Origin of the sequence: Mesorhizobium sp. M1E.F.Ca.ET.041.01.1.1, assembly GCF_003997355.1 — a bacterium.
In the GTDB taxonomy this organism is placed as follows: Bacteria; Pseudomonadota; Alphaproteobacteria; order Rhizobiales; family Rhizobiaceae; genus Mesorhizobium.
On record NZ_RZSL01000491.1, the window covers coordinates 1 to 4,636 of the forward strand.

Consider the following 4,636-nt stretch of genomic DNA (forward strand, 5'->3'; position numbering starts at 1 on the left):
ACTATGCCACGGCGCTGTTCGATGAGGCGACGATCGAGCGGCAGTGCGATTATCTGCTGGCGCTGCTGCGGGCGATGGTTGCCGATGCCGGGCAGCCGGTCGGCCGCATCGAGCTGCTGTCGTCCGAGGAGCGGACCTACCTTCTGGAGGATCTGAACCGGACGGCGGCGGCCTATCCGTCGGAGCGGTGCATCCACGAACTGTTCGAAGCGCAGGTGCGCCAGGCGCCGGAGGCGGTGGCGGTGGTGCATGAGGACGAGCGCCTGAGCTATGGCGAGCTCAATGCGCGGGCCAACCGGCTGGCCCATCATCTGATCGCCCTCGGGGTCAGGCCGGGGAACCGCATTGCGACAGTGCTGGACCGCTCCGTCGCTCTTGTCGTGGCGCAGTTGGCGATCCTGAAGGCGGGCGGAGTGTATGTGCCGATCGATCGCGCTCTTCCATCTGCGCGACAAGGATGGCTGATAGCAGATTGTGCTGCGCGCCTCGTGCTTACGGAGGGTGACGATGAATTGATTGATGTGACGATCCCTGTTCTGTCTATTGAGCCGCTCATGGCTGGGACTGGGTCTAGTGCCGACCCTGGCTTGACGTTGAGCGCCGAGGCTGCCGCTTACGTGATGTACACTTCCGGCTCGACCGGCCTTCCCAAGGGGGTTGTTGTTCTTCATCGTGCGGTCAACCGGCTCGTCATCAACAACGGCTATGCGAAGATCGATGCCCGAGATCGTGTGGGGTGGGTGGGTAATCCCGCCTTCGACGCCAGCACATTTGAAGTGTGGACGCCGCTGCTCAACGGTGGCTGCATTATTGCATTGGATGCCACGACCGTCATAAATCCTTCAAATTTTGCCAAGTCACTTGAACAGCAACGGGTGACAACCCTTTTTCTAACAACAGCGTTATTCAACCAATATACGTCATCTATCGCTCCAGCGTTGGCACAACTTAAGTACCTCCTTTCTGGAGGCGAGGCCAGTGACGTTCCCTCATTTTTGAGATTGCTGAGAGAAGAAGGTCCTGTACGCCTCATTCACTGCTACGGTCCGACCGAGACGACGACCTTCGCGACAGTCTGCGAGATCACCGCGATTGATGAGACATTCCGCCGTATCCCGATCGGGCGCCCGATTGCGAACACGCGGGTGTACCTGCTGGACGGTCATGGCGCGCCCGTGCCGTTCGGGGCGGTGGGCGAGCTTTACATTGGCGGCGCAGGCGTTGCGCGTGGCTACCTGAACCGGCCCGAGCTGACGGCCGAGCGGTTCATCGCCAGTCCCTTTGTGGAAGGTGATCGGCTGTATAAGACCGGCGACCTGGGGCGTTATCTGCCGGACGGCAATCTGGAGTTTTTGGGCCGCAACGACGAGCAGGTGAAGATCCGCGGCTTCCGCATCGAGCCGGGCGAGATCGCCGCCCGGCTTTGCGAGCACGCCTGGGTGCGCGAGGCGGTGGTGGTGGCGCGCCAGGACCGCGCCGGCGACAAGCACCTTGTCGCCTATGTCGTGTGCGGACCCGAGGCCGGCTCGGACGGGGACGATGGCGGCGCGCTTGCCGCCTCCTTGCGCGCCCATCTGGCTAGCCTGCTGCCCGACTACATGGTGCCGTCGGCCTTCGTGCGGCTGGATGGGCTGCCGCTGACACCGAACGGCAAGCTCGACCGCCAGGCGCTGCCGGCGCCGGCCGACGAGGCCTATGCGCACGCCGCCTATGAAGCGCCGCAGGGCGCGGTCGAGACGCTGCTGGCCGGGATCTGGGCGGAGCTGCTCGGGGTCGAGCGGGTCGGACGCCACGACAACTTCTTCGAACTCGGCGGCCATTCGCTCCTGGCGGTGCAGCTCTTGAGCCGGCTGTCGCGGGCTGTTGGGGTCGAACTGCCGCTGACGAGGCTGTTCGCCAGGCCGGTTCTTTCCGATCTGGCCGAAAGCATCGTCGAGGTGTTGAGCCGCACCGGTCCGCAAGACCTGCCGGCGATTGCGACGGTGTCGCGCGACGAGCCGCTTGCGCTGTCGTTCGCGCAGCAGCGGCTATGGTTTTTGGCGCAGCTGGACGAGGGCAGTACCAACTATCACATTCCGCTGGCCTTGAGACTGCGTGGCGTGCTCGACCGCGTCGCCTGGCAGCGCAGCCTTGACCGTCTGTTTGCCCGTCATGAGGCGCTGCGCGGTGTCTTTGTCGCTCCGGAGGGCAAGCCTTGGTTTGAGGTTCTGCCGCCTGAGGCAGGGCTGCCGGTGCTGGAGCACGATCTGCGGGACAGGCCGGATGCAGAGGCGGCGCTTTTGGATCTGTGCCGTGAAGAGGCGCAGACGCCCTTCGATCTTGCGCGCGGGCCGCTGATCCGCGCGCGTCTGATCCGGCTGGCGGATGAGGAGCACGTCTTCCAGCTGACCCAGCATCACATTGCCTCGGACGGATGGTCGATGGGCGTGCTGGTGCGTGAACTCAGTCAGCTTTACCGGGCGTTCGCAGCTGGACAGGACGATCCTTTGCCGCCGCTGGCGATCCAGTACCCGGATTATGCCGCCTGGCAACGGCAGTGGCTGTCGGGGGAACGGCTACAGAGCCAGGCGCAGTATTGGCGCAACGCCCTGTCAGGCGCCCCGGCCCGGCTTGCGCTGCCGACGGACCGCGTGCGGCCGGCCCAGCAGTCGTTTGCCGGGGCCAGTGTGCCGATCGTCATCGATGCGGATCTGACGCGGGATCTGAAGCGGCTGAGCCGGCAGCATGGCACGACGTTGTTCATGACGGTGCTGGCGGCCTGGGCGGCGGTGCTTTCGCGTCTGTCGGGGCAGGACGACCTTGTGATCGGCGTGCCGAGCGCCAATCGCGGCCGGCGCGAGATCGAAGAGCTGATCGGCTTCTTCGTCAACACGCTGGCGCTTCGGCTGGACCTGTCGGGCGAGCCGAGCGTGTCGGAGCTTCTGGAACGGACGCGGCGCACGGCGCTGGCGGCGCAGGAGCATCAGGACCTGCCGTTCGAGCAGGTCGTCGAGATCGTGCAGCCGCCCCGGCATCTTGATCACACGCCGTTGTTCCAGGTGATGTTGGCCTGGCAGAACAATGCGGTCGAGTCATTGGACCTGCCGGGGCTGATTGTGGAGGCTGCCGGGGAGGGGTATGATCAGGTCAAGTTCGATCTGGAGCTGAGCCTTGGCGAGTCTGGCGAGGAGATCGCCGGAGCGTTTGGTTATGCCACGGCGCTATTCGATGAGGCGACGATCGAGCGGCAGCGTGAATATCTGGTGGTGCTGCTGCGGGCGATGGTTGCCGATGCAGGCCAGCCGGTCGGCCGCATCGACATCCTGCCGGCCGCCGAACGCACCTATCTGCTGGAGGGTCTGAACCGGACGGACGCGGACTATCCGTCGGATCTTTGCATCCACGAGCTGTTCGAGGCGCAGGTGTGCCAGGCGCCGGAGGCGGTGGCGGTGGTCTGCGACGACGAGCGCCTGAGCTATGGCGAGCTCAATGCGCGGGCCAACCGGCTGGCCCATCATCTGATCGCCCTCGGGGTCAAGCCGGATCAGCCGGTGGCGATCTGCCTGGAGCGCAGCCCGGCGATGGTGGTGGGGCTGCTGGCGATCCTGAAGGCGGGCGGCGCCTATCTGCCGCTGGACCCGGCCTACCCCTGCGCGCGGCTGCGGCAGGTCCTCGGCGATGCCTCGCCGCGGCTGCTGCTTTGTGATGCGGCCGGACGCTCCGCGCTCGGCGCCGAGGCGCTGGCCGATGTCACGACGGTCGATCTGGAGACGGCCACCCCGGCCTGGGTCGAGTTGCCCGCCTCGAACCCGGACCCGCGCGCTCTTGGCCTGACCGCATGCCATCTCGCCTATGTCATCTACACTTCAGGCTCTACCGGAGCCCCAAAGGGGGCAAAGAATGAGCATCGGGCTATTATCAATCGCCTGATCTGGATGCAGAAAGCCTACGCTCTCAATGCGACTGATGTCGTCTTGCAGAAGACGCCATTTGGCTTCGACGTCTCGGCCTGGGAATTCTTCTGGACGTTGCTTGAAGGGGCGACCCTGGTGCTGGCGCCTCCGGCTGCACACAAAGACCCCGATGCGCTTGTAAACTTGATAATCAGCCAACGCATCACCACTGCACACTTTGTACCATCCATGCTGGTCAGCTTTATGGACACGAATGGTGTTGATCGCTGCACATCGCTGCAGCGTCTCGTGTGCAGTGGTGAGGCGCTTCCTGCCTCGCTTGCGCAGAAGGTTCGGCGCGTATTGCCTTGGACTGGCCTGCACAATCTATACGGTCCCACGGAAGCTGCTATCGACGTTACAGCCTGGAATTGCCCCGATGATTTTGATGGGTCAGTTGTCCCGATTGGCCGTCCGATTGCCAACACGCGGATCTACCTGCTGGACGCTCATGGTCAGCCGGTGCCGTTCGGGGCGGTGGGCGAGCTTTACATTGGCGGGGCAGGCGTTGCGCGCGGCTACCTGAACCGGCCGGAGCTGACGGCGGAGCGGTTTTTGGCCGATCCGTTCAGCGATGAGACCGGCGCCCGGATCTACAAGAGCGGCGACCTGGCGCGCTATCTGCCGGACGGCAATCTGGAGTTTTTGGGCCGCAACGACGAGCAGGTGAAGATCCGCGGCTTCCGCATCGAGCCGGGCGAGAT

The 4,636-nt window shown here is 64.5% G+C and carries 1 protein-coding gene; it reads left to right on the plus strand.

Annotation, left to right across the window (positions count from 1 at the left end; genetic code table 11):
- Positions 1-4,636 (plus strand): non-ribosomal peptide synthetase (locus tag EOA38_RS28535; protein WP_127300806.1); only part of this gene is annotated, 4,636 nt, incomplete at both ends.